At 67.4% G+C, this 25,370-nt stretch carries 16 protein-coding genes and 3 rRNA genes; 10 read left to right on the forward strand and 9 right to left on the reverse strand.

The window, feature by feature from the left end; translation table 11 throughout:
- Nucleotides 1–16 precede the first annotated feature (16 nt).
- Entirely contained in the window at nucleotides 17–2,227 is a 2,211-nt protein-coding gene (gene glgB, locus ACNYS0_RS14015) for a 1,4-alpha-glucan branching enzyme (RefSeq protein ID WP_422473695.1), read from the forward strand.
- A gap of 112 nt (nucleotides 2,228–2,339) precedes the next feature.
- On the opposite strand, the gene ACNYS0_RS14020 is transcribed toward glgB, so the two are convergent.
- The 4 genes from ACNYS0_RS14020 to ACNYS0_RS14035 all read right to left on the reverse strand — a co-directional run bounded on the left by ACNYS0_RS14020 (nucleotide 2,340) and on the right by ACNYS0_RS14035 (nucleotide 5,805).
- Complete coding sequence (locus ACNYS0_RS14020; RefSeq protein WP_422482631.1) at nucleotides 2,340–4,583, reverse strand: HelD family protein; 2,244 nt, start codon at nucleotides 4,581–4,583, stop codon at nucleotides 2,340–2,342.
- Between the two features lie 147 nt (nucleotides 4,584–4,730).
- The gene (gene trxA / locus ACNYS0_RS14025) at nucleotides 4,731–5,051 is read right to left on the reverse strand and encodes a thioredoxin (RefSeq protein WP_422473697.1); all 321 of its coding nucleotides are present in this window, start codon (nucleotides 5,049–5,051) and stop codon (nucleotides 4,731–4,733) included.
- Nucleotides 5,048–5,461: a MerR family transcriptional regulator gene (locus ACNYS0_RS14030; RefSeq protein ID WP_422473699.1), complete on the reverse strand. Its 414-nt coding sequence runs from the start codon at nucleotides 5,459–5,461 to the stop codon at nucleotides 5,048–5,050. Before ACNYS0_RS14030 ends, trxA begins: the two co-directional genes overlap by 4 nt.
- A gap of 29 nt (nucleotides 5,462–5,490) precedes the next feature.
- Nucleotides 5,491–5,805, reverse strand: a complete 315-nt coding sequence (locus ACNYS0_RS14035) for a hypothetical protein (protein WP_422473700.1) — start codon at nucleotides 5,803–5,805, stop codon at nucleotides 5,491–5,493.
- A gap of 193 nt (nucleotides 5,806–5,998) precedes the next feature.
- Here ACNYS0_RS14035 and ACNYS0_RS14040 point away from each other — a divergent pair, with 193 nt between their 5' ends.
- The gene (locus tag ACNYS0_RS14040; RefSeq protein WP_422473702.1) at nucleotides 5,999–6,880 is read left to right on the forward strand and encodes an AraC family transcriptional regulator; all 882 of its coding nucleotides are present in this window, start codon (nucleotides 5,999–6,001) and stop codon (nucleotides 6,878–6,880) included.
- A 56-nt stretch (nucleotides 6,881–6,936) separates the two neighbouring features.
- Entirely contained in the window at nucleotides 6,937–7,743 is an 807-nt protein-coding gene (locus ACNYS0_RS14045) for a maleylpyruvate isomerase family mycothiol-dependent enzyme (RefSeq protein WP_422473704.1), read from the forward strand.
- Between the two features lie 51 nt (nucleotides 7,744–7,794).
- Here the strand turns inward: ACNYS0_RS14045 and rrf are convergent.
- The 4 genes from rrf to ACNYS0_RS14065 form a co-directional block, all read right to left on the reverse strand.
- A 5S ribosomal RNA gene (rrf, locus tag ACNYS0_RS14050) occupies nucleotides 7,795–7,911 on the reverse strand.
- A gap of 88 nt (nucleotides 7,912–7,999) precedes the next feature.
- Nucleotides 8,000–11,121, reverse strand: a 23S ribosomal RNA gene (locus tag ACNYS0_RS14055).
- 310 nt (nucleotides 11,122–11,431) lie between these two features.
- Nucleotides 11,432–12,957: ribosomal RNA gene (locus ACNYS0_RS14060) — 16S ribosomal RNA — on the reverse strand.
- The 16S, 23S and 5S rRNA genes sit together here, the layout of an rRNA operon.
- Nucleotides 12,958–13,622: 665 nt before the next feature.
- Complete coding sequence (locus tag ACNYS0_RS14065) at nucleotides 13,623–15,020, reverse strand: cation:dicarboxylate symporter family transporter (RefSeq protein WP_422473706.1); 1,398 nt, start codon at nucleotides 15,018–15,020, stop codon at nucleotides 13,623–13,625.
- A 143-nt stretch (nucleotides 15,021–15,163) separates the two neighbouring features.
- On the opposite strand from ACNYS0_RS14065, the gene ACNYS0_RS14070 reads away from it, so the two are divergent.
- The 6 genes from ACNYS0_RS14070 (at nucleotide 15,164) to ACNYS0_RS14095 (ending at nucleotide 21,941) form a co-directional block, all read left to right on the forward strand.
- Nucleotides 15,164–17,149: a sensor histidine kinase gene (locus tag ACNYS0_RS14070; protein ID WP_422473708.1), complete on the forward strand. Its 1,986-nt coding sequence runs from the start codon at nucleotides 15,164–15,166 to the stop codon at nucleotides 17,147–17,149.
- Nucleotides 17,142–17,822, forward strand: coding sequence for a response regulator (locus tag ACNYS0_RS14075; RefSeq protein WP_422473709.1), 681 nt, complete (start codon nucleotides 17,142–17,144; stop codon nucleotides 17,820–17,822). The genes ACNYS0_RS14070 and ACNYS0_RS14075 overlap by 8 nt, the downstream gene beginning before the upstream one ends.
- A gap of 202 nt (nucleotides 17,823–18,024) precedes the next feature.
- The gene (locus ACNYS0_RS14080; RefSeq protein ID WP_422473711.1) at nucleotides 18,025–19,392 is read left to right on the forward strand and encodes an ABC transporter substrate-binding protein; all 1,368 of its coding nucleotides are present in this window, start codon (nucleotides 18,025–18,027) and stop codon (nucleotides 19,390–19,392) included.
- Nucleotides 19,393–19,489: 97 nt separating this feature from the next.
- A complete protein-coding gene (locus ACNYS0_RS14085) occupies nucleotides 19,490–20,296 on the forward strand; it encodes a carbohydrate ABC transporter permease (protein WP_422482633.1) in 807 nt (268 codons plus the stop codon).
- On the forward strand, nucleotides 20,297–21,121 hold the full coding sequence (locus tag ACNYS0_RS14090; RefSeq protein WP_422473713.1) for a carbohydrate ABC transporter permease: 825 nt from the start codon (nucleotides 20,297–20,299) through the stop codon (nucleotides 21,119–21,121).
- A 133-nt stretch (nucleotides 21,122–21,254) separates the two neighbouring features.
- Nucleotides 21,255–21,941 (forward strand): helix-turn-helix domain-containing protein, encoded by a 687-nt coding sequence (locus tag ACNYS0_RS14095; protein WP_422482635.1) that lies wholly within the window; start codon nucleotides 21,255–21,257, stop codon nucleotides 21,939–21,941.
- 16 nt (nucleotides 21,942–21,957) lie between these two features.
- On the opposite strand, the gene ACNYS0_RS14100 is transcribed toward ACNYS0_RS14095, so the two are convergent.
- Nucleotides 21,958–22,983: a 6-phosphofructokinase gene (locus tag ACNYS0_RS14100; RefSeq protein ID WP_422409934.1), complete on the reverse strand. Its 1,026-nt coding sequence runs from the start codon at nucleotides 22,981–22,983 to the stop codon at nucleotides 21,958–21,960.
- 310 nt (nucleotides 22,984–23,293) lie between these two features.
- On the opposite strand from ACNYS0_RS14100, the gene pta reads away from it, so the two are divergent.
- A complete protein-coding gene (gene pta, locus ACNYS0_RS14105) occupies nucleotides 23,294–25,369 on the forward strand; it encodes a phosphate acetyltransferase (protein ID WP_422473715.1) in 2,076 nt (691 codons plus the stop codon).
- Nucleotide 25,370: the final 1 nt, after the last annotated feature.

Consider the following 25,370-nt stretch of genomic DNA (forward strand, 5'->3'; position numbering starts at 1 on the left):
CAAGGAGGCCCCCACCGTGACCCGCCGCCCGACCACCACTCCGGCCCCCGTACCCCCGGACGACCGCGCCCGGCTGCTCGCAGCGACCCACCACGACCCGCACGCGGTGCTCGGCGCGCACGCCTCCCACGGCGGCATCGCCTTCCGCACCTGGCGCCCCTACGCCCGGCAGGTGGCCGTCACCACCCCTGAGGGCCTGCACGCCGAACTCCACGACGACGGCGACGGGTTCTTCACCGCCCTGCTCCAGCTCCGCGAGGTCCCGTCCGCGTACGAACTGGAGATCACGTACGCCGACACGACCCAGCGCATCGCGGATTCCTACGCCCTCCTCCCCTCCCTCGGCGACCTCGACCTGCACCTGCTGGCCGAGGGCCGGCACGAACGGCTCTGGGACGCGCTCGGCGCACACCCCATGGAGCACCAGGGGGTCCAGGGCACCCGCTTCACGGTGTGGGCGCCCAACGCCCGGGGCATCCGGGTCGTCGGCACCTTCAACTTCTGGGACGGCGCGGCCCACAGCATGCGCTCGCTCGGCTCGTCCGGCGTGTGGGAGCTGTTCGTGCCGGACATCGGCGAGGGCGAGCTCTACAAGTTCGAGATCACCCGGCCCGACGGCAGCAAGACGATGCGCGCCGACCCGCTGGCCACCCGCACCGAGGAGCCTCCGGCCAACTCCTCGATGGTGCACGCCTCCCACCACGTCTGGGGTGATGAGGACTGGCTGGAGTGGCGGGCCGCGCACCCCGCCCACGCGTCGCCGTTCTCGGTGTACGAGCTGCACCTGCCGTCCTGGCGCCCCGGCCTCACCTACCGCCAGCTCGCCGAGCAACTCCCCGCCTACGTCGCGGATCTGGGGTTCACGCACGTGGAGTTCCTGCCCGTGGCCGAGCACCCCTTCGGCGGCTCCTGGGGCTACCAGGTCACCGGCTTCTACGCGCCCACGGCCCGCCTGGGCAGCCCCGACGACTTCAAGCACCTGATCGACGCCCTGCACCAGGCCGGCATCGGCGTCCTGATGGACTGGGTCCCCGCCCACTTCCCGCGCGACGACTGGGCGCTCGCGGAGTTCGACGGGCGCCCGCTGTACGAGCACGAGGACCCGCTGCGCGCCGCGCACCCCGACTGGGGCACCCTGGAATTCGACTACGGCCGCAAGGAGGTCCGCAACTTCCTGGTGGCCAACGCCCTGTACTGGTGCCAGGAGTTCCACATCGACGGCCTGCGGGTCGACGCGGTCGCCTCGATGCTCTACCTCGACTACTCGCGCGAGGACGGCCAGTGGACCCCGAACCGGTTCGGCGGCCGCGAGAACCTCGACGCCGTCGCCTTCCTCCAAGAGATGAACGCGACCCTGTACCGGCAGGTGCCGGGCGTCGTCACGATCGCCGAGGAGTCGACGGCCTGGGACGGCGTCACCCGCGCCACCCACCACATCGGGCCCGGCGGCTTCGGCGGTCTCGGCTTCGGCCTGAAATGGAACATGGGCTGGATGCACGACTCCCTCGCCTACATGAGCCACGAACCGGTGCACCGAAAGTTCCACCACAACGACATGACGTTCTCGATGGTGTACGCGTACAGCGAGAACTACGTCCTGCCCATCTCCCACGACGAGGTCGTGCACGGCAAACGCTCACTCGTCTCCAAGATGCCCGGCGACTGGTGGCAGCAACGCGCCAACCACCGCGCCTACCTGGGCTTCATGTGGGCCCACCCCGGCAAGCAACTCCTCTTCATGGGCCAGGAGTTCGCCCAGGGCGCCGAATGGTCCGAGGCCCACGGCCCCGACTGGTGGCTGCTCGACCCCGCGTACGGCGCCGAGCCCGACCACCGGGGCGTGCGCGACCTCGTACGCGATCTCAACACCCTGTACCGGGCGGCACCCGCCCTGTGGGAGCGGGACACCGACCCGGCGGGCTTCTCCTGGATCGCGGGCGACGCGGCGGAGGACAACGTCTTCGCGTTCCTCCGCCACGCCGCGGACGGCACCCCGCTGCTGTCCGTGTCGAACTTCTCGCCGGTCGTCCGGCACGAGTACCGCCTGGGCGTCCCCGAAGACATCCCGGCGTGGCACGAGATCCTCAACACGGACGCCGGACGCTACGGCGGCGGCGACGTGACGAACCGGGACCCGATCAAACCGATCTCCGAACCGACCCACGGCCGCCCGGCGACCATCACCCTCACACTGCCGCCCCTGGCAACGGTGTGGCTACGCCCCTGATCCCCAGGGGCGCGGGGAACTGCGCAATCTTTTAGGGGGGTCCAGGGGGCGAAGCCCCCGGTTCCGGGAAGGGGCGGGGTGGGGGAATCAACACGCCCCACCCCGACGCGGCCTACCGCAACGCCGCCCCCAACGCCTCCGGCAACTCCCCCGCATGCACCACACCCAGGTCCTGCGTCGCCCGCGTGAGCGCCACATACAGATCGCTCACCCCGAACTCCCCCGGCTCGACCACGATCACCCGGTCGAACTCCAGGCCCTTGGCCTGCCGCGGATCGAGCAGCACCAGATGCCGCGTGAGGTCGGGCTCACCCCCAGCGACGACTCCGGGCAGCCGGGCGGCCAGCCCTTCGTGGAGCCGCCGAGGCGCGATCACCGCGAGCCGCCCCTCCTCCGGGATCCGCTCGACGGCTGCCTTGGCCGTGGCCTCCACGACGTCGTCCGCGCGCAGTGCCCACGGCCGCTCCCCGGTCGAGCGCACCGATGACGGCGCCTCGTACTCGGGGTGGGAGTCCCGCAGCACCGCCGCCGCGACGTCCATGATCTCGGACGGGGTCCGGTAGTTGACGCCGAGCCGGGTGTGCTCGAAGCGGTCCTCGACGTACGGCGCGAGGATGTCCGCCCACGCGCCGACGCTGCCCTCCTCCGAGGTCTGCGCGGGGTCGCCGACCAGCGTCATCGACCGCGTCGGCGACCTGCGCATGAGCAGCCGCCACGCCATCGGGCTCAGCTCCTGCGCCTCGTCGACGATGATGTGCCCGAACGCCCAGGTCCGGTCGGCTGCGGCCCGCTCCGCGGCGCTGCGGTGGTCCTCCTCCTCGTACCAGCCGGCGACCCGGTCCGCGTCCACGATGTCGTGCGCGGCGAGCACCTCCGACTCGTCCTCGTCCTCGAACTCGTACGTCTCCGAGCCCTTGGACAGGTCGAGCACGCCCTGCGCGTACGCGATCCGCTCCTGCCGCGCCGCCTCCGCGGCGGCCCGCTCGGCGCTGTCGTCGTACCCGAGCAGCTCGGCGGCCTCGTCGAGCAGCGGCACGTCCCCGACCGTCCACTCGCCCTCGCCCTGCCGCTCGCTGCGGATCGCATCTGCGTCCTCGTCCGGCAGATGGGTGGGGTCGGCCAGATAGTCGGCGACGAAGCCCTGCGGCGTCAGTTGGGGCCACAGCTCCTCGATCGCCGCGTGCACGTCGGCGCTGGACGCGACGGCCTTGCCGAGCTGGGCGATGTCGTCGGGGCCGAGGAAGTTCGGGCCGCCGTAGGGGTCGGCGCCGATCCGCTCGGTGAGCTGCTCGGTGAGCGCGTCGATCACCCGGAACGCGAAGTGCGGGCGGGCGAGGTTGTGCGGCAGCTTGGTGTCGCGGGCCGCCTGCCGGGCCTCGTAGGCGATCTCCCAGTCGAGGATCAGGTCGCCGTCGTCGTGCGGGACGATCAGCGGCGCGCCGGGCTCGGGCAGCCGCTGCTGGTCCTCGATGGCCATGGCGAGGCTCTCGGCCATGGCGGCCGAGCCCTTCACGGTGGCCGCGCGCGGCGTGTCCTTGAGCGTGGCGCGCACGCCCGGGAAGAGCTCGCCGACGGTCGAGAGCAGCACTCCGGTCTCGCCGAGTCCGGGCAGCACCTCGCTGATGTACCGCAGGAAGGCCGGGTTCGGGCCGACGATCAGCACGGCCCGCTTAGCGAGCAGCTCCCGCTGCTCGTACAGCAGGAACGCGGCGCGGTGCAGCGCGACGGCCGTCTTGCCGGTGCCGGGGCCGCCCTCGACGACGAGTACGCCGGGGTGCGGGTGGCGGATGATGCGGTCCTGCTCGGCCTGGATCGTCTGCACGATGTCGCCCATGCGGCCGGTGCGCGCCGAGTTCAGGGCGGCGAGCAGCACGGCGTCGCCGGTGGGGTCCTCGTACCCGGTGCGCTCCGAGTCGTCGAGGTCGAGGATCTCGTCGTGCAGCTCGGTGACCGTGCGCCCGTCGAACGTGAGGTGGCGGCGCCTGCGCAGACCCATCGGCGTATGACCGGTGGCGAGATAGAAAGGCCGGGCGACGGGCGCCCGCCAGTCGATCAGCATCGGCGTGCGCTCGGAGTCGTCGGCGCGAATTCCGATACGGCCGATGTGATGCGCCACACCGAGTTCTTGATCGTCGTCGCCCTTGAGGTCAATTCGACCGAAGCAGAGCGACCCCTCCACCGCATTCAACGCGGCGAGCAGCCCCGAGCGCTCGACGACCAACAGGTCCCGCTCGAGGAGCGCCTGCTGGCCGCTTCCCACCGGGGTGATCGCATCCCGGACGGAGTCCGCGGCGACGCCACGCAGCTCATCGACGCGCCTGTAGAGCGCGTCGATGTATTCCTGCTCTTTCTGCAATTCCAGGCTGTCCCGGCTTGACAAAACAACTCCCTGCCCGGTACCGTGGTTTTTGTTGGCCCCCACTGTGGGGCCTTTTCTGTGGGCACACAGAAACACCGAATATACCCCGGGCGGGGCCGAATTCCAATTGCGGGAGTTCGAGGGTTACGGAAGCTCGGCCAGTTCCTCCAGCAGCTTCCGCTTGGACCGCGCCCCGACGCGCGACCACACCGGCTCACCGTCCTTGAAGACCATGAGCGTGGGCGTCCCGAGCACCTGGTACTTCACGGCCGCCTCCGGACTGACATCGACATCGACGGCCACGACGTCGAGCCGCTCCCGCTCCTCCTCGGCGATCGACTCGAGCACGGGCCCCAGCTGCCGGCAGGGTCCGCACCACCGCGCGGTGAACTCCACGAGCACCGGCCGCTGTGCCCGCAGCACCTGCTCATCGAAGTCCGCGTCACTCACTCCACGCAACGTCATCCTGTCTCCCCTAGTTCGCAGCGCGGCTCCGTCTCCTGCGACGCGGCCAGCGCCTCCATGGCCAGCTCGGCGCGCGCCAACTGCGCGCCGACGGTCTCGCGCACGGCGGTCAACTCGCCGATCAGCGCATCGAGTTCGGCGACCTTGCTCCGGTACACGGCCACCGACGCCGGACACGAGTCGCCCTCCGGGTGACCGGCCCGCAGGCACTCGACGAACGGCCGGGTCTCCTCCAGGTCGAACCCGAAGTCCTGGAGCGTGCGGATCTGCCGCAGGGCCCGCAGATCGTCCTCGTCGTACGTCCGGTAGCCGTTGCCGCCGCGCCGCGCGGGCAGCAGCCCCCGCGACTCGTAGTACCTGAGCGCCCGCGTCGTCGTACCGGCGCGGGCGGCGAGCTCTCCGATGCGCATACGGGAGACGTTAGACCTTGCCGCTGACGTCAAGGCCAGTCGACGAGCACGAGGTACAGCGCGAACGCCGCCATGACGGCGAACGGCGCCGCCACCGAGAACCCCCGCCTGCGGGCCACGAACCGTTCCTCCCACGGCAGCAGCCAGGCGGTGGCGAGCGTGAGGAGCGCGACCGTCAGGCCCCAGCCGAAGACGGTGAAGGGCCACTTCTGCGAGGCCGCGGCGGCCCCGTACGCGAGGAGCGCGGCGGGCAGCGTGATCACACTGGACACCAGGGGAGCGACCCACGACCGGGGACGCGGCGCGGGCGGTGCGACGGAGTCGTCCACGAGTTCGGAGATCATGTCTCCATCCAAGGCGGACAGCCGTTCCCCTACCTGAGTGCGCGTACTCAGCTCATGTACTCAGCTGTCCAAGCCCGTACAGCCGACTTGATCGGGCACAGGATGTCGGGTCCGCCCCGGGCCACCGCGCCTAGCGTTCAAGACGTCAACAGCAGCACCGGAAAGCAGCAGGAACCGGAGAGGAGAGGCCAGGTTGCTCGACCGACTCAACCAGGTCATGGACCACGTCGAGCTGCGCCTCGACGAGCCCCTGGACATCGCGGAACTGGCGCGCATCGCCACCACGTCCGAGTACCACCTGCGCCGGATGTTCTCGGCGCTCGCGGGCATGCCGCTGTCGGAGTACGTCCGGCGGCGCAGGCTCACGGTGGCGGGCGCCGAGGTCCTCGCCGGCCAGGAGCCGCTCCTGACCATCGCCGTGCGCTACGGGTACGGCTCGGGCGAGGCGTTCGCCCGGGCGTTCCGTGCCCTGCACGGGGTCGGCCCCGGCGAGGCCCGCCGCACGAAACCGGCCCTGGTCTCCCAGCCCCGCCTCTCCTTCCGGCTCACCGTCGAAGGGAACAGCAGCATGCGCTACCGCGTAGTGGACCGCCCCGACTTCAGCGTCGTCGGCCCGAAGGCCCGGGTCCCCCTGATCCACCTGGGCCCGAACCGGGCGATCATCGACTTCGTCCGCTCCGTCGCGCCGGAAACCGTCTCGGCCCTGGAGCAGTTGTCGAAGGCTTCCGGTGAGGACCCTGAGGGCATCGTCGCGGTCTGCGACGACCTGGACCCCGGCCGCGCCGAGGGCAGCGAACTCGACTACTACCACGGGGTGGTGGCCGGCCCGGACGCACCGGCCCCCGCGGGCGCCACGGTGCTCCCCGTGCCCGCCGGCACCTGGGCCGTCTTCACCACGTCGGGCCCGGCCCCGGAGGCCATCCAGGCCCTCTGGGCGACGGTGTACGCGGAGTGGTTCCCCGCCAACCCGTACCGCACCCGCCCGGGCCCGGAGATCCTCCGCACCCGGATGTCCCCGGACGGCACGACGGCGGACGCCGAACTGTGGCTGCCGGTGGAACGGGAGGCCTCCTGACCTGACGGGCCGCACATCCCCGGCCAATTGTCAGTGCCTGCCGCTACGTTGCGTCCATGAGCCACGATGCAGGCACCACCTTGTCCGTCGCCCGGTATCTCGACTGCCTGGCCGCCGACTTCGAGCGGCTCGAGGCCGCCGCCGCGCAGGACCCGACGGCACAGGTCCCGAGCTGCCCCGGCTGGACCGCCACCGACCTGGTGCGCCATGTCGGCCAGGTCTACGCACACAAGACAGAGGCCATTGTGGCGGCCGCTCCGGGCTCCGAACCCGAGTGGCCGCCGAAGGGCACGTCCGACGAGGAGCCCTTCGCCCTCCTGCACCGCGCGTACACCGAACTGCGGACGTCCATCGAGGCACGGAACCCGGCGGACCCGTCGGGCACCTGGTACGCCCCGGACCAGACCGTCGGCTTCTGGATCCGCCGCATGGCACAGGAGACGGTCATCCACCGCATCGACGCCGAACTCGCGGCCGGCGGACCGGTCACCGCGGTCCCGGACGACCTCGCCGTCGACGGTATCGACGAACTCCTCAAGGTGTTCACCGCTTACGCGGTCACCGAGTGGTCCGACTATTTCCGGGAGCCACTGGCCGCGTCCCCGGGCCGGACGTACGAGGTACGCGCGGAGACCGGGAAGGGCGCGACGTGGCGGATCCGTACGGGGGCCGAACCCTCTTTCACGGTCGAGGACGGCGAAGCGGGAAGCTCTGCCGACGTCACCCTGAGCGGCACGCCGACGGCACTGCTGCGCGAGCTCTGGAACCGGGCGGACGCCGAGGAGACCTCGAAGGTGCGAGTCACCGGGGCTCCTGAGGCGGTCGAGGAATTGCGGGCCTGCCTCCGGATTTCAACCCAGTAGAAAACGCAGAAAAGCCCCGTGCCAATGGCACGGGGCTTTTCTCTAAAATTAGTTCGGCGGCGTCCTACTCTCCCACAGGGTCCCCCCTGCAGTACCATCGGCGCTGTGAGGCTTAGCTTCCGGGTTCGGAATGTAACCGGGCGTTTCCCTCACGCTATGACCACCGAAACACTATGAAACTGTCAACCGGAGCCGTGGCACATGGCTACGACGGTTGTTCGTGGTTTCAGAACCAACACAGTGGACGCGAGCAACTGAGGACAAGCCCTCGGCCTATTAGTACCAGTCACCTCCACACCTTGCGGTGCTTCCAGATCTGGCCTATCAACCCAGTCGTCTACTGGGAGCCTTAACCCCTCGAGGGGGTGGGAATACTCATCTCGAAGCAGGCTTCCCGCTTAGATGCTTTCAGCGGTTATCCTTTCCGAACGTAGCCAACCAGCCATGCCCTTGGCAGGACAACTGGCACACCAGAGGTTCGTCCGTCCCGGTCCTCTCGTACTAGGGACAGCCCTTCTCAATATTCCTACGCGCACAGAGGATAGGGACCGAACTGTCTCACGACGTTCTAAACCCAGCTCGCGTACCGCTTTAATGGGCGAACAGCCCAACCCTTGGGACCGACTCCAGCCCCAGGATGCGACGAGCCGACATCGAGGTGCCAAACCATCCCGTCGATATGGACTCTTGGGGAAGATCAGCCTGTTATCCCCGGGGTACCTTTTATCCGTTGAGCGACGGCGCTTCCACAAGCCACCGCCGGATCACTAGTCCCGACTTTCGTCCCTGCTCGACCCGTCGGTCTCACAGTCAAGCTCCCTTGTGCACTTACACTCAACACCTGATTACCAACCAGGCTGAGGGAACCTTTGGGCGCCTCCGTTACCCTTTGGGAGGCAACCGCCCCAGTTAAACTACCCATCAGACACTGTCCCTGATCCGGATCACGGACCCAGGTTAGACATCCAGCACGACCAGAGTGGTATTTCAACGACGACTCCACAACCACTGGCGTGGCCGCTTCACAGTCTCCCACCTATCCTACACAAGCCGAACCGAACACCAATATCAAACTGTAGTAAAGGTCCCGGGGTCTTTCCGTCCTTCTGCGCGAAACGAGCATCTTTACTCGTAGTGCAATTTCACCGGGCCTATGGTTGAGACAGTCGAGAAGTCGTTACGCCATTCGTGCAGGTCGGAACTTACCCGACAAGGAATTTCGCTACCTTAGGATGGTTATAGTTACCACCGCCGTTTACTGGCGCTTAAGTTCTCAGCTTCGCCACACCGAAATGTGACTAACCGGTCCCCTTAACGTTCCAGCACCGGGCAGGCGTCAGTCCGTATACATCGCCTTACGGCTTCGCACGGACCTGTGTTTTTAGTAAACAGTCGCTTCTCGCTGGTCTCTGCGGCCACCCCCAGCTCAGAGTGCAAGACTCATCACCAGGAATGGCCCCCCTTCTCCCGAAGTTACGGGGGCATTTTGCCGAGTTCCTTAACCATAGTTCACCCGAACGCCTCGGTATTCTCTACCTGACCACCTGAGTCGGTTTAGGGTACGGGCCGCCATGAAACTCGCTAGAGGCTTTTCTCGACAGCATAGGATCATCCACTTCACCACAATCGGCTCGGCATCAGGTCTCAGGCACAAGCTGTCCGGATTTACCTGGACAGCGCCCTACACCCTTACCCCGGGACTACCATCGCCCGGGCTGGACTACCTTCCTGCGTCACCCCATCGCTCACCTACTACCAGCTTGGGCCGGCGGCTCCACCACTTTCCATTCCCCGAAGGGTCCGGAACGGCTTCACGGCCTTAGCATCACTGGATTCGATGTCTTTCGCGTCACAGCGGGTACCGGAATATCAACCGGTTATCCATCGACTACGCCTGTCGGCCTCGCCTTAGGTCCCGACTTACCCTGGGCAGATCAGCTTGACCCAGGAACCCTTAGTCAATCGGCGCACACGTTTCTCACGTGTGTATCGCTACTCATGCCTGCATTCTCACTCGTGAACCGTCCACAACTACCTTCCGGTGCTGCTTCACCCGGCACACGACGCTCCCCTACCCATCACAGCGGGCGTTGGCCCTATAGCTGCAATGACACGACTTCGGCGGTACGCTTGAGCCCCGCTACATTGTCGGCGCGGAATCACTTGACCAGTGAGCTATTACGCACTCTTTCAAGGGTGGCTGCTTCTAAGCCAACCTCCTGGTTGTCTCTGCGACTCCACATCCTTTCCCACTTAGCGTACGCTTAGGGGCCTTAGTCGATGCTCTGGGCTGTTTCCCTCTCGACCATGGAGCTTATCCCCCACAGTCTCACTGCCGTGCTCTCACTTACCGGCATTCGGAGTTTGGCTAAGGTCAGTAACCCGGTAGGGCCCATCGCCTATCCAGTGCTCTACCTCCGGCAAGAAACACACGACGCTGCACCTAAATGCATTTCGGGGAGAACCAGCTATCACGGAGTTTGATTGGCCTTTCACCCCTAACCACAGGTCATCCCCCAGGTTTTCAACCCTGGTGGGTTCGGTCCTCCACGAAGTCTTACCTCCGCTTCAACCTGCCCATGGCTAGATCACTCCGCTTCGGGTCTTGAGCGCGCTACTATGTCGCCCTGTTCGGACTCGCTTTCGCTACGGCTTCCCCACACGGGTTAACCTCGCAACACACCGCAAACTCGCAGGCTCATTCTTCAAAAGGCACGCAGTCACGACTGCATGTGCAAGCACATACAGCGACGCTCCCACGGCTTGTAGGCACACGGTTTCAGGTACTATTTCACTCCGCTCCCGCGGTACTTTTCACCATTCCCTCACGGTACTATCCGCTATCGGTCACCAGGGAATATTTAGGCTTAACGGGTGGTCCCGCCAGATTCACACAGGATTTCTCGGGCCCCGTGCTACTTGGGTGTCTCTCAAACGAGCCGCTAACGTTTCGACTACGGGGGTCTTACCCTCTACGCCGGACCTTTCGCATGTCCTTCGTCTACATCAACGGTTTCTTACTCGTCTCACGGCCGGCAGACCGTAAAAGAGAGATCCCACAACCCCGCACACGCAACCCCTGCCGGGTCTCACACGTATACGGTTTGGCCTCATCCGGTTTCGCTCGCCACTACTCCCGGAATCACGGTTGTTTTCTCTTCCTGCGGGTACTGAGATGTTTCACTTCCCCGCGTTCCCTCCACACTGCCTATATATTCAGCAGCGGGTGACAGCCCATGACGACTGCCGGGTTTCCCCATTCGGAAACCCCCGGATCAAAGCCTGGTTGACGACTCCCCGGGGACTATCGTGGCCTCCCACGTCCTTCATCGGTTCCTGGTGCCAAGGCATCCACCGTGCGCCCTTAAAAACTTGGCCACAGATGCTCGCGTCCACTGTGCAGTTCTCAAACAACGACCAACCACCCATCACCCCAAACCTTCCGGTTCGAGTGCACTGGGGCCGGCACTGAAGGATCAGGCTCTACAGCCCGTACCTTCAGACACCCAACAGCGTGCCCGACACGTTCAGTTGAAGCTCTGTGTTCCACGCCGAAGCAGTACTAACAGTCCTCATCCTGACCGTGCCGAATAATCAACGTTCCACCCATGAGCAACCACCGTCGAACGTGTGCCGACGTAATGGCCCTGGACCACCAAACAAGTTTGGCGGCCTAGATGCTCCTTAGAAAGGAGGTGATCCAGCCGCACCTTCCGGTACGGCTACCTTGTTACGACTTCGTCCCAATCGCCAGTCCCACCTTCGACAGCTCCCTCCCACAAGGGGTTGGGCCACCGGCTTCGGGTGTTACCGACTTTCGTGACGTGACGGGCGGTGTGTACAAGGCCCGGGAACGTATTCACCGCAGCAATGCTGATCTGCGATTACTAGCAACTCCAACTTCATGGGGTCGAGTTGCAGACCCCAATCCGAACTGAGACCGACTTTTTGAGATTCGCTCCACCTTGCGGTATCGCAGCTCATTGTATCGGCCATTGTAGCACGTGTGCAGCCCAAGACATAAGGGGCATGATGACTTGACGTCGTCCCCACCTTCCTCCGAGTTGACCCCGGCGGTCTCCTGTGAGTCCCCATCACCCCGAAGGGCATGCTGGCAACACAGAACAAGGGTTGCGCTCGTTGCGGGACTTAACCCAACATCTCACGACACGAGCTGACGACAGCCATGCACCACCTGTACACCGACCACAAGGGGGCGCCTGTCTCCAGACGTTTCCGGTGTATGTCAAGCCTTGGTAAGGTTCTTCGCGTTGCGTCGAATTAAGCCACATGCTCCGCTGCTTGTGCGGGCCCCCGTCAATTCCTTTGAGTTTTAGCCTTGCGGCCGTACTCCCCAGGCGGGGCACTTAATGCGTTAGCTGCGGCGCGGACAACGTGGAATGTTGCCCACACCTAGTGCCCACCGTTTACGGCGTGGACTACCAGGGTATCTAATCCTGTTCGCTCCCCACGCTTTCGCTCCTCAGCGTCAGTAATGGCCCAGAGATCCGCCTTCGCCACCGGTGTTCCTCCTGATATCTGCGCATTTCACCGCTACACCAGGAATTCCGATCTCCCCTACCACACTCTAGCTAGCCCGTATCGACTGCAGACTCGGGGTTAAGCCCCGAGCTTTCACAATCGACGTGACAAGCCGCCTACGAGCTCTTTACGCCCAATAATTCCGGACAACGCTTGCGCCCTACGTATTACCGCGGCTGCTGGCACGTAGTTAGCCGGCGCTTCTTCTGCAGGTACCGTCACTTTCGCTTCTTCCCTGCTGAAAGAGGTTTACAACCCGAAGGCCGTCATCCCTCACGCGGCGTCGCTGCATCAGGCTTTCGCCCATTGTGCAATATTCCCCACTGCTGCCTCCCGTAGGAGTCTGGGCCGTGTCTCAGTCCCAGTGTGGCCGGTCGCCCTCTCAGGCCGGCTACCCGTCGTCGCCTTGGTGAGCCATTACCTCACCAACAAGCTGATAGGCCGCGGGCTCATCCTTCACCGCCGGAGCTTTTAACCCCCATCCAGGAGAATGGGAGTGTTATCCGGTATTAGACCTCGTTTCCAAGGCTTGTCCCAGAGTGAAGGGCAGATTGCCCACGTGTTACTCACCCGTTCGCCACTAATCCACCCCGAAGGGCTTCATCGTTCGACTTGCATGTGTTAAGCACGCCGCCAGCGTTCGTCCTGAGCCAGGATCAAACTCTCCGTGAATGTTTCCGGGATATCCCGGTGACACACACGAGAGCGGAACGGCCGGAGGAATAATCCGACCGTTCACAGCGTCCTCGCTGTGCGCCTACCAGCCAATGACCGGCAGGACTTTTCAAAGGAACCTCGTCCCAGCGGATGCTGGAGACGGGGTATCAACAAATTTTGGCGTTGATTTTTGGCACGCTGTTGAGTTCTCAAGGAACGGACGCTTCCTTTGTACTCACCCTCTCGGGCTTTCCTCCGGGCGCTTCCCTTCGGTCTTGCTTTTGTTCTTGCTGTTTTGCGTTTCCGACTCTATCAGACCGTTTCCCGGCCCGTTTTCCTCGGTTCCGCTCCGCTTTCCGGCCTTTCGGCTTTCCGGCGAGTCCGACTCTATCAGATCCTTTCGGGCCTGATTCCCAGTCAGGGGGGCTTGTCTTCCCGGCTGTTGGGCCGTTCCGACGTCCCAAACATTAGCGGATTCCCGGCCCCCGAGCGAATCGGGGGTTCGGAATTGAATTCGGGCATGCCGAATAGAATCCCGGTCGGGAGATCGTGCGAGTGGTTGGGGGGGTGCCGCCCTGTGGGCAACTCGAAGGACTCTACGCCACCTGCCCCCGTGACACAAAAGCGGGGCCCGGTGCGACGTATCGCACCGGGCCCCGCCTCGTGGAAGCGCTGGGGGATCAGGCCCCGACCGGCTCCTTCGCCCCGCCGTCGCGCGGCGTCGGAACGTCCGAGTCGGCGTCGGAGGAGTCGGAGGCAGCGCCGGAGTCCAGCAGCGTGCGCTCGTCGAAGGGGATCTCGCCGGCGAGGACCCGCTTCACGCGGTCCCGGTCGACCTCTCCGGTCCACGTACCGATCAGCAGGGTCGCCACCGCGTTGCCCGCGAAGTTGGTGAGGGCGCGGGCCTCGCTCATGAAGCGGTCGATGCCGATGATCAGGCCGACGCCGTCGACCAGGCCCGGCTTGTGGGACTGGAGGCCCGAGGCGAGGACGGCGACACCGGAACCGGAGACGCCCGCCGCGCCCTTCGACGCGATCATCATGAAGAGGAGCAGACCGATCTGCTGGCCGACGGACATCGGCTGGTCCATGGCGTCGGAGATGAAGATGGACGCCATGGTCAGGTAGATCATGGTGCCGTCGAGGTTGAAGGAGTAGCCGGTCGGGACGGTGATGCCGACGACCGGACGGCTCACTCCCAGGTGCTCCATCTTCGCGATCAGGCGCGGCAGCGCCGACTCGGAGGAGGAGGTCGAGAGGATGAGGAGGAACTCTCGGCCCAGGTACTTGAGCAGCGAGAAGATGTTGAAGCCGGTCGCCAGGCGCATGATCGCCGCGAGCACGATGCCGACGAACAGGGCGCACGTGACGTAGAAGCCGACCATGATCGTGGCGAGGGCCTTGAGGGCATCGACGCCGGTTTCGCCGATCACCGCCGCCATCGCGCCGAAGGCGCCGACCGGAGCGGCCCACATGATCATGCCGAGGACCCGGAAGACGAGCTTCTGGATGTGCTCGACGCCGCGCAGGACGGGTTCGCCGGAGCGGCCCATGGCCTGGAGGGCGAAGCCGACGAGGAGCGCGACGAGCAGCGTCTGGAGGACCGAGTCGCCGGTGAAGGCGGAGACCATGGTGGTCGGGATGATGCCGAGGATGAAGTCGACGGGGCCTTCGTTGGCCTCCTCGGCCGCCGTGTGGCCGGCGCCCTTCACGGCCTCGGTGAGGTGCATGCCGTCGCCGGGGTGCAGGAAGTTGCCGACGACGAGGCCGATGGCGAGGGCCACGACCGACATCACCATGAAGTAGCCGAGGGCGAGGCCACCGACCTTGCCGATCTTCGCGGCCTTCCGGACCGAGCCGACGCCCAGAACGATCGTGCAGAAGATGATGGGCGAGATCATCATCTTGATCAGGTTCACGAAGCCCGTGCCGATGGGCTTGAGCTCCTTGGCGAAGTCGGGCACCGCAAAGCCCACTGCGATACCGAGCAGCACGGCCACGATGACGGCGATGTAGAGATAGTGAGTGCGGTCCCGCTTCGCTGGTGCGGCTGGGTTCGCGGTCTCTGTATCGGCCACGGTTCCTCCTGACGACGACGTCGGCGTACCAGGTCGTGCGGCTCACGTCCTGCGAATCCTGGCGACTATCTCTCCCCCCGGTGAGGACCGTCACCCTTCCGTTCATTTAGTTCGTGCTTATACGAAGAGGCAGACTGTTGCTCATGCGCCTCCCCCGTCCCCGCAGCCTCGCCGGCCAGCTCTTCGCGATGCAGGTCGTGCTGGTGGCCGTCGTCGTGGCGGGGTGTGCGCTCTTCACGTACGTCAGTGACCGGGGGCAGGCGGAGAGCAGCGCGCGGCGCCAGGCCACGGCCACGGCGCGGGCCGTGGCCGACGCGCGGTCCGTGCGCGAGGCGGCCTCGGGTGCCGTGGATCCGACCGGGGCCTTGCAGCCGTACGCGCGCGAGGTGCAGCGGCACACCGGGGTCGACTTCGTGACGATCATGGATCCGGACGGGATTCGCTGGACGCATCCCGACGAGCGGCAGATCGGGGAGCGCTACCTCGGGCACATCGGGCCGGCCCTGAAGGGACACACGTTCTCGGAGACGTACACGGGGACGCTCGGGCCCTCGGTGCGGGTGGTCACGCCCGTGTACGACGAGGGGCGGCACAGGATCGTCGGGCTCGTCAGCGCCGGCATCACGATCGATGTCATCACCGCTCAGGCGCAGGGGCAGGTGCTCGCCGTGGCGGGGGTCGCGCTCGCCGCGCTGGTGCTGGGCGGTATCGGTACGTACGTCATAAACGCCCGTCTGCGTCGGCACACGCACGGGATGAACGCCACCGAGCTGAGCCGGATGCACGCCTATCACCAGGCCGCGCTGCACGCGGTGCGCGAAGGGCTCGTGATGCTGGACGGGCAGCGGCGGGTCGCGCTGATCAACGACGGGGCGCGGGCCCTTCTCGGGGTCGGCGACGACGTGGTGGGGCGGTCCGTGGCCGAGCTGGGGCTGCCGGCGCCGCTGACGGGGGCGTTGCTGGCCGCCGAGCCGCGGGTCGACGAGGTGCATCTGACGGTCGACCGGGTCGTGGTCGTCAATACGTCGCCGGTGGCGAGCGGGGACCGGCGCGGCACGGTCGTCACGCTCAGGGACCACACCGAACTACAGGCCGTGATGGGCGAGTTGGACTCCGAGCGGGGGTTCACGCGGGCGCTCAGGTCGCAGGCGCACGAGGCGGCGAACCGGCTGCACACGGTCGTCTCGCTGATCGAGCTGGACCGGGCGGACGAGGCGGTGGAGTTCGCGACCGCGGAGCTGGAGCTGGCGCAGGCGCTGACCGATCAGGTCGTGGGCGCGGTGAACGAGCCGGTGCTGGCGGCGCTGCTCCTCGGGAAGGCGGCGCAGGCCAATGAGCACGGGGTGGAGCTGGTGGTGTCGGACGACACCCGGATCGACGACGGGCTGCTGCCGCAGGCGCTGCCCGCGCGTGACCTGGTCACCGTGCTCGGCAATCTCGTCGACAACGCGGTCGACGCGGCGCAGGGGTCGCCCGGGGCGCGGGTCACGGTGACCGCGCGGGCCGAGGACGACGTGTTGTTGTTGCGGGTGGCGGACACGGGGCCCGGGGTCGATCCGGAGCACGTCGACGCCGTCTTCGAGCGGGGGTGGTCGACCAAGCCGAAGCCCTCCGGGGTGGCGGGTGGGCGGGGGCTCGGTCTCGCGTTGGTGCGGCAGGCGTTGGCGCGGTGTGGGGGCGTGCTGGATCTGGGGCGGGCGGTGGAGGGGGGCGCGGAGTTCACGGTTCGGGTGCCGATTGGCGGTTCAGCCCCTGCGGCCTTTGAGCAGCGGGGTCCGGGGCGGAGCCCCGAGTCCTCGGCGCCGGAGGGGGTTACGGCCGCGGGGCTCTGCCCCGGACCCCGCGCCTCAATCGCCGGCGGGGCTGAAAATGCAGACCCCAGCGGGACCGACAGGACGGGCTCCGGCGTGGCCGACAGGACGGGGTCCGACAGGGCTGAGAATGCAGGCTCCGGCGGAGCCGACACGGCAGGCCCAAGCGGAGCCAACAGCGCAGACCCAGCCGGAGCCGACACGACGAGTCCAGGCGGAGCCGACAGCGCGGGCCCAGCCGGAGCCGATAGGGCAGGCTCCAGTGGGGTTGGGAGTGTCGGTACGGTCGGGGGCGCAGGAAGGGGAGCCCATGAGTGACGTCGACCGCTCCATCCGGGTTCTCGTCGTCGAGGACGACCCCGTCGCGGCGGATGCGCATGCGCTGTACGTGGGGCGGGTTCCCGGGTTCACGGCCGTGGGGAAGGTGCACTCGGCGGCGCAGGCCCGGCGGTTCCTGGACCGGAACCCCGTGGACCTGCTCCTGCTCGACCTGCACCTGCCGGACGGCCACGGCCTCTCCCTCGCCCGTTCGCTGCGCGCGGCCGGGCATCAGGCGGATGTCGTCGCGGTCACGTCCGCGCGCGACCTCGCGGTGGTCCGGGAGGGCGTGTCGCTCGGGGTCGTGCAGTACGTGCTGAAGCCGTTCACGTTCGCCACGCTGCGGGACCGGCTCGTGCGCTACGCCGAGTACCGCGCGACGACCGGCGAGGCGTCCGGGCAGGACGAGGTCGACCGGGCGATCGCGACCCTGCGTTCGCCGGCGCCCGCCGCGCTGCCCAAGGGGCTGAGCGCGCCCACCCTCGAACGCGTCACGCAGACGCTGCGGGAGGCGCCCGAGGGCCTGACGGCGGCCGCCGCCGCGGAGACCGTGGGCATCTCGCGGATCACGGCCCGCCGCTACCTGGAGCATCTGGTCGACTCCGGCCTTGCCGTGCGCAGCCCGCAGTACGGGCAGGTGGGCCGGCCGGAGCTCGTCTACACCTGGAAGTAGGCGTATGCGCTATTTCCGTACGCCGAACCACGTCACGGCGTCCTCGCCCGCGACGAGGGCCACGGCGACGCCACCCGGAGACCAACTTGGCTTAGCTTTGCCTAACTTGCATCACCCATTGACCCTGATCGCCGCCGCTCATACCTTCACGGCAGCCACGCGAGGCAACGAAGCCCGCGCTGCTCCGTAGGAGGTCGTGCCCGTGCGTCCCACCGCCCCGATCCTCACCGTCACCGGTCTGCTGGCCGCCGCGACGCTCACCGCCTGCGGCGGCGGCTCCGGAAGCGACTCGGACACCATCAAGGTCTCCTTCAAGCAGTCCACGGACAACAAGGTCAAGGTCATGGACGACTACCTGGCCGCGATGAAGAAGGAGTTCGAGAAGGCGAACCCCGGCAAGAAGGTGGAGTTCGTCCCGATCAAGGCGCCGGACGCGGAGTACTACACCAAGCTCCAGCAGATGCTCCGCTCCCCCAGGACGGCGCCCGACCTCGTCTACGAGGACACCTTCCTCATCAACTCCGACATCGCCAGCGGCTATCTGAAGCCCCTCGACTCCTATCTGGACAAGTGGCCGGACTGGGGCCAGTTCATCGACACGGCGAAGACCGCGGCGAAGGCCAGGGACGGGAAGACGTACGGGGTTCCGGACGGCACCGACACCCGCGGCCTCTGGTACGACAAGGCGATCCTGAAGAAGGCCGGGATCCAGGTGCCGTGGCAGCCGAAGAACTGGGACGAGGTCCTGGACGCGGCCCGCACCATCAAGAGGAAGGTCCCCGGCGTCACCCCGCTGAACGTCTACACGGGAAAGCCGGCCGGTGAGGCCTCGACGATGCAGGGCTTCCAGATGCTCCTGTACGGGACCGGCGCGGGGACCGCCGACCCGCTCTACGACAAGGCGTCGGGCAAGTGGGTCACGGGCACGAAGGCGTTCAAGGACAGCCTGAACTTCGTGCGGACGGTCTTCAAGGAGAAGCTCGGCCCCGACGTCTCCGACGCCCTCGACCCCAACTTCCCCACCCAGGTGCGCGGCGAGCTGCTGCCCGAGGGCAAGCTCGGCATCAACCTCGACGGCTCCTGGCTGCCGCAGGACTGGATCAAGGGCAGCGGCCACGAGTGGCCCGAGTGGTCCCAGAAGCTCGGCCTCGCCCACATGCCGACGCAAACCGGCCAGGCCCCCGGCAAGGTCTCCATGTCGGGCGGCTGGACCTGGGCGATCCCGGCCAAGTCCGCCAACCCCGACCTGGCCTTCGACTTCGTCAAGACGATGCAGACGAAGGAGAACGCGAAGCGCTGGTACATCGCCAACTCCGGGATCGCGGTCCGCAAGGACGTGGCCGCCGACCCCGCGTACGTGAAGGCGCAGCCCGGCATCAAGTTCTTCACGGACCTGGTGGCGAGCACCCACTACCGGCCGGCCTACCCCGCGTACCCGAAGGTGTCCACGGCGATCCAGGAGGCGATGGAGTCGGTGACGACGGGCGACGCCTCGGTCGACAAGGCGGCGTCGACGTACGACGAGCAGGTGAGGACGGCGACGGACGGGAAGGTCGTCAAGAAGCCGTAAGCGCAAGGGGGTTGAACGAGAAGCGAGCGTCACAGTGACCCGTACCCGCCGCAGAACCGTCCTCCGGCTCGTGCCGGTCGCCCCGGCGACCGTCCTCATGGCCCTCTTCCTCGCGGGACCGATCGCGTACTGCGCCTACATCGCCTTCACCGATCTGCAACTGACCGGGCAGGCGGAGTCGTCGTTCGTCGGCTTCGACAACTTCACTGCGGCGTTCAAGGACGACGCGTTCCTGAACGCCGTATGGCTGACGCTCGTCTTCACGTTCCTGTCGTCGATCGTCGGCCAGAACACGCTGGGGCTCGCGCTCGCCGCGCTGATGCAGCGCGCGTCGAAGCCGGTCAGGACGGTCACCGGGGCGGTCGTGGTGACGGCGTGGGTGCTGCCGGAGGTCGTCGCCGGGTTTCTGCTGTACGCGTTCTTCCGCCGCGAGGGCACCCTCAACGCGATTCTCGACTGGCTCCAACTGCCCGGCCAGAACTGGCTGTTCACCCTGCCGATCCTGGCGGTGTCGTTCGCGAACGTGTGGCGCGGCACCGCCTTCTCGATGCTCGTGTACTCGGCGGCGCTCTCCGAGATCCCGACGGAGGTCACCGAGTCCGCCGAGGTGGACGGGGCCAACGCCTGGCAGCGCCTGTGGCACATCACGCTGCCGATGATCCGCCGCTCCATCGGCACGAACCTGATGCTGAACACCCTTCAGACCCTGTCGGTCTTCGGACTGATCTGGGTGATGACGAGGGGCGGGCCCGGCAATCACAGCCAGACCCTGCCCCTGTTCATGTACGAGCAGGCCTTCCAGAAGAGCATGATCGGCTACGGCACCGCGGTCGCGCTGCTGCTGCTCGTGGTCGGCTCCCTGTTCTCACTGGTGTACATGCGGCTGCTGCGCACGGAGGACTGAGTGAAGACCCGGATCCGTAGACGACTCTCGGCGGACGCGGCGCTGCTCCTCGTCGCGCTCGCCTTCTCGCTGCCGCTCGCCTGGGTCGTGCTCTCCTCGCTCGACGCGGGCGCGAATCTGCGGGTGAAGTGGCCCTCGGAGTTCACGTTCGGCAACTTCGACGACGTCCTCACACCCGATGTCACCTTCACGCCGCTGCTCAACTCGCTGATCCTGTGCGGCAGCGCGACCGCGCTGACGGTCGGCTGCGCCGCGCTCGCCGCGTATCCGCTCTCCCGCTACCGCTCGCGCCTGAACACCCCGTTCCTCACGACGACGCTGTTCGCGACGTGTCTGCCGATCACGGCGGTGATGGTCCCGGTGTACGCGCTGTTCGTGCAGGTGAACCTGATCGACACGATGTCGGGCACGATCTACTTCTTCGCCGCGTCCCAGCTCCCGTTCGCCGTATGGCTGATGAAGAACTTCATGGACGGCGTGCCGAAGGAACTGGAGGAGGCCGCGTGGACGGACGGCGCGAACACCTTCCAGGGGCTCGTGCGGATCGTGCTGCCGCTGATGGGGCCCGGGGTCGCCGTCGTCACCGTGTACTCGTTCGCGATGATGTGGGGGAACTTCTTCGTCCCGTTCATGCTGCTGCTCTCCCCCGACCAGATGCCGGCCTCGGTCAGCATCAACGACTTCTTCGGCAACCGGGGCACCGTCGTGTACGGGCAGCTCGCCGCGTTCTCGATCATCTACTCGACGCCCGTGGTGCTGCTGTACGTCCTGGTGTCGCGGCGTTTCGGCGGCGGTTTCGCGCTGGGCGGCGCGGTGAAGGGCTGAGCGCTCTCGTCCTTGTGCATGAGACGGGCGGGCGACAAGTTCCGTCAACAGACACCAACTTGTCACGTAGGACGTACAGACCGTAGCCAAACGCCCCGCGACCCCCTACTTTGTGCCCGTGCAGCACGAGGCCATGCCCAACCAGCCCACCCCACCGTTCAACGCCCCCGCCGCCCGACGTCTGCGCGAAGCGCTCGGGATGGCGCCGGGGCACGTCGCGTACGGCATGCGTGCCAGTTACGGGCTCGCGCACATCACGCCGGACGTGATCGTCGCGTGGGAGCGGGGCGACGCGGCGCCCTCCGCCGGGGAACTCACGGCGCTCGCGGGGGCGCTGTGGTGCTCCATGAGCGAACTCATCGGCGTGCCGCGGACCTTGCGCGAGCACCGGCTCGCGCTGGGGCTCGCGCCCGAGGACGTGGCCCGCTCCGTCGGCCTGGAGATCCACTCGTATCTGCGGATGGAGGAGACCGGCGACTGGCAGGGCAACGACCGGCAGTCGACGGCGCTCGCCGACACGCTGCGGCTCAGCCCGCGCGCGCTCGCGACGGTGACCGGGCGCGACGCGCACCTCGCGGAGCTGCTGCGGGACGCGGTGCGCACGCGCTGGCAGGGGTCCGTGCGGCCGATCGCCCGGCTCGTGCCGGTGCAGCGCCGCGAGCTGGAGGACGTACTGCACGAGATGCACCTGGAGTACCAGGCGCTGATGGCCGCCACGCTGAGCTGGGGCGGTGGCACGTCCCCCGGCTCGGGGGACGCGGGACGGCAGTTCCTGGAGCGGATCCTGGACGAGTTCTGGTCCAGGATCCGTCATCCGTAAGGGCTGCTCCGCGGCCCTAGAAGACCGACTCCGCCTCGTCCATCCGGTCCTTCGGGACCGTCTTGAGCTCGGTGACCGCCTCGGCGAGCGGCACCATCGCGATGTCGGTGCCGTACAGCGCGGTCATCTTGCCGAACTCGCCGCGGTGCACGGCCTCCATGGCGTGCCAGCCGAAGCGGGTCGCGAGCACGCGGTCGTACGCGGTGGGGGTGCCGCCGCGCTGCACGTGGCCGAGGATGACCGGGCGGGCCTCCTTGCCGAGGCGGCGCTCCAGCTCGTAGGCGAGGGCCGTGCCGATGCCCTGGAAGCGCTCGTGGCCGAACTGGTCGATCTCGCCGGTGCCGTAGTCCATCGTCCCGGGGGCCGGGTGGGCGCCCTCGGCGACGCAGATGACGGCGAACTTCTTGCCGCGGGAGAACCGCTCCTCGACCATCTTGACCAGGTCGGACGGGTCGAAGGGCCGCTCCGGCAGGCAGATGCCGTGGGCGCCGCCCGCCATGCCGGACTCCAGGGCGATCCAGCCCGCGTGCCGGCCCATGACCTCGACGACCATGACGCGCTGGTGGGACTCGGCGGTCGTCTTGAGCCGGTCGATGGCCTCGGTGGCGACGCCGACGGCGGTGTCGAAGCCGAAGGTGCGGTCGGTGGACGAGATGTCGTTGTCGATCGTCTTCGGAACGCCGACGACCGGCAGGCCCGCGTCGGACAGCATCCGGGCCGCCGTCAGCGTGCCCTCGCCGCCGATGGGGATGAGGGCGTCGAAACCGATCTCCTCGGCGAGCTGCTTCGCATTCTCGCAGGCCGCCCGGAATCGGTCGCGCTCCAGGCGGGAGGAGCCGAGGATGGTGCCGCCGCGGGCGAGGATTCCGCTGACCGCGTTCAGATCGAGCGGGCGGTAGCGCCCGTCGAGCAGCCCCGCGTAGCCGTCCTCGAAACCGAGCACCTCGTCGCCGTAGTGCGTGACGGCGCGGTGCACGACCGACCGGATCACGGCGTTCAGGCCAGGGCAGTCGCCGCCTGCGGTGAGAACTCCGATACGCATCGTGCTGTGTCTCCTGCTCGCTACTGGTACGTCGGTGAGCGATGTCGATTGTTCCACGCCCTTGGAGGGGACGCGCTCGCGCTCGGCTGTGCAGGGAGCTTCGGCAGGGGTTCGATGGGCACTTGTACCCGGTGGAAAAGGCCTTCTGTCCGGCGGGCGACCTAGCCACCGACAGAGGTATTGTCAAGGGGGCACGGCTTCCATTGCGCGCCTTTTTTTGACCCGAAAGAGACCGAATCGACCCGGAAGCTCCGGGTTGGGACGCGTAGGACCAGGACGCGTAGAACCACGAGGGAAACGGAGAGCACGCGTGACGCGCAGCGTGTACGTGACCGGGATCGATCGCGGCGACGGCCGCCAGGTCGTGGAGCTGGGGGTCATGGAGCTCCTGACCCGGCAGGTCGACCGGGTGGGCGTCTTCCGGCCGCTCGTCCACGACGGCCCCGACCGGCTCTTCGATCTGCTGCGGGCGCGCTACCGCCTCGCGCAGGACCCTGCGACGGTCTACGGGCTCGACTACCACGAGGCCTCCGCGATCCAGGCCGAGCAGGGCACCGACGAGCTGGTCTCCCGCCTGGTCGACCGCTTCCACGAGGTGGCCCGCGACTTCGACGTCGTGCTCGTGCTCGGCACCGACTTCGCGGACACCCAGCTCCCGGACGAGCTGGCGCTCAACGCGCGGCTCGCCAACGAGTTCGGCGCCTCCGTGATCCCCGTCGTCGGCGGCAAGAAGCAGACCGCCGAGTCGGTGCGCGCCGAGGCCCGCAACGCCTACCGCGCCTACGACGGCCTCGGCTGCGACGTCCTCGCGATGGTCGTCAACCGCGTGGCGCCGGGGGACCGGGACGAGGTGCACGAGCAGCTGGCGGGGCGGCTGCCGGTGGACTGCTACGTGCTGCCCGACGAGCCCGCGCTCGCCGCACCCACCGTCGCCCAGATCACCCACGCGCTGGGCGGCAAGGTGCTGCTCGGCGACGACTCGGGCCTCGCCCGCGACGCGCTCGACTTCGTCTTCGGCGGCGCCATGCTGCCGAACTTCCTCAACGCCCTGACCCCGGGCTGCATGGTCGTCACCCCCGGGGACCGCGCCGACCTGGTCGTCGGCGCGCTCGCCGCGCACAGCGCGGGCACCCCGCCGATCGCGGGCGTGATCCTGACGCTGAACGAGCGGCCCGGCGACGCGATCCTCAAGCTGTCCGAGCGGCTCGCGCCGGGCACCCCGGTGATCGCGGTCGCCGGCGGCTCCTTCCCCACGGCGGCCGAACTCTTTGCCATGGAAGGCAAGTTGAACGCCGCGACGCCGCGAAAGGCGGAGACCGCCCTCGGTGTCTTCGAGAAGCACGTCGACACGGCGGCCCTGCTGAAGACGATCCAGGCGCCGTCCTCCGACCGCCTCACCCCGATGATGTTCGAGCACAAGCTCCTGGAGCAGGCCCGCTCGGACAAGCGCCGCGTCGTGCTGCCCGAGGGCACCGAGGAGCGCGTGCTGCGCGCCGCCGATGTGCTCCTGCGCCGCGGCGTCTGCGATCTGACGCTCCTCGGCCCGGTCGAGCAGATCCGCAAGAAGGCCGCCGACCTCGGCGTCGACCTCGCCGACAGCGACATCATCGACCCGCAGACCTCGGCGCTGCGGGAACGATTCGCCGACGCGTACGCGGCGCTGCGCGCCCACAAGGGCGTCACCCCGGAGCTGGCCCACGACGTGGTCGCCGACGTGAACTACTTCGGCACCCTGATGGTCCAGGAGGGCCTCGCCGACGGCATGGTCTCCGGGTCCGTGCACTCCACGGCCGCCACGATCCGGCCCGCCTTCGAGATCATCAAGACCAAGCCGGACGCCGCGATCGTCTCCTCGGTCTTCTTCATGTGCCTGGCCGACAAGGTCCTCGTCTACGGCGACTGCGCCGTGAACCCGGACCCGAACGCCCAGCAGCTCGCCGACATCGCCACCCAGTCCGCGGGCACCGCCGCCCGGTTCGGCGTCGAGCCGCGGATCGCGATGCTGTCGTACTCCACCGGCACCTCGGGCTCCGGCGCCGACGTCGACAAGGTCCGCGAGGCCACGGAGATCGTCAAGGCGGCGCGGCCCGACCTGAAGATCGAGGGCCCGATCCAGTACGACGCCGCCGTCGAGCCGTCCGTCGCGGCGACCAAGCTGCCCGACTCCGAGGTCGCGGGCCAGGCCAGCGTGCTGATCTTCCCGGACCTCAACACCGGCAACAACACGTACAAGGCCGTGCAGCGCTCGGCCGGCGCGATCGCCGTGGGCCCGGTCCTCCAGGGCCTGCGCAAGCCGGTCAACGACCTGTCGCGCGGCGCGCTCGTGCAGGACATCGTGAACACGGTCGTCATCACGGCGATCCAGGCCCAGACGCCGGCCACCTGAC

Origin of the sequence: Streptomyces anthophorae (assembly GCF_049310305.1) — a bacterium.
Classification (GTDB): Bacteria; Actinomycetota; Actinomycetes; order Streptomycetales; family Streptomycetaceae; genus Streptomyces.

Coding starts and splice junctions, on each gene's coding strand:
- ACNYS0_RS14070 (WP_422473708.1), top strand. CDS start 15,164: ATGCGCCTCCCCCGTCCCCGCAGCCTCGCCGGCCAGCTCTTCGCGATG.
- ACNYS0_RS14035 (WP_422473700.1), bottom strand. CDS start 5,805: ATGATCTCCGAACTCGTGGACGACTCCGTCGCACCGCCCGCGCCGCGT.
- trxA (WP_422473697.1), bottom strand. CDS start 5,051: ATGACGTTGCGTGGAGTGAGTGACGCGGACTTCGATGAGCAGGTGCTG.
- ACNYS0_RS14075 (WP_422473709.1), top strand. CDS start 17,142: ATGAGTGACGTCGACCGCTCCATCCGGGTTCTCGTCGTCGAGGACGAC.
- ACNYS0_RS14100 (WP_422409934.1), bottom strand. CDS start 22,983: ATGCGTATCGGAGTTCTCACCGCAGGCGGCGACTGCCCTGGCCTGAAC.
- ACNYS0_RS14030 (WP_422473699.1), bottom strand. CDS start 5,461: ATGCGCATCGGAGAGCTCGCCGCCCGCGCCGGTACGACGACGCGGGCG.
- ACNYS0_RS14045 (WP_422473704.1), top strand. CDS start 6,937: ATGAGCCACGATGCAGGCACCACCTTGTCCGTCGCCCGGTATCTCGAC.
- ACNYS0_RS14095 (WP_422482635.1), top strand. CDS start 21,255: ATGCCCAACCAGCCCACCCCACCGTTCAACGCCCCCGCCGCCCGACGT.
- ACNYS0_RS14085 (WP_422482633.1), top strand. CDS start 19,490: ATGGCCCTCTTCCTCGCGGGACCGATCGCGTACTGCGCCTACATCGCC.